This window comes from Undibacterium sp. SXout7W (assembly GCF_049339385.1).
Classification (GTDB): domain Bacteria; phylum Pseudomonadota; class Gammaproteobacteria; order Burkholderiales; family Burkholderiaceae_D; genus Undibacterium.
The window spans coordinates 1-351 of record NZ_JBMPPF010000108.1 but is presented as its reverse complement, the minus strand read 5'-3'; the positions used below and the strand labels follow the sequence as shown (position 1 = coordinate 351).

Below are 351 nucleotides of genomic sequence, written 5' to 3'. Positions count from 1 at the left end.
GGAGTCGAACATTTCCTTCGCCATTACCCCTTCAACCATGAATGCCATTTTGTGATCGGTTCGCGTGGGAGGCTGTTTTTCGTCCAGGTCGTTCGAGTAGCTCAGGTAGGACACCTTATACGACGTATACATGCCATCCCAAGGCTTTCCAGTGGCAGCATATGCCAGCAAAAATAGCATGGATGTCGCGACAAGAAGTACAAGGTGTTAGATTGCACTGTATTCTGACCCGGAATTTGCATCGAATTCTGACCCACTCTTCGATTAGTTTTTCGGGATTATGCTTGGGTTAATCTGCGCGTCGTTTCCTTTCCTGCTATTTGGGTTGAACTGTTCTTGAATCGATAGCTG

The 351-nt window shown here is 47.0% G+C and carries 1 pseudogene; it reads right to left on the bottom strand.

Features of this window, described 5'->3' with window-relative positions:
• Positions 1-180: pseudogene (locus ACO0LB_RS20695) on the bottom strand (hypothetical protein); the annotation flags it as partial.
• Positions 181-351 lie beyond the last annotated feature (171 nt).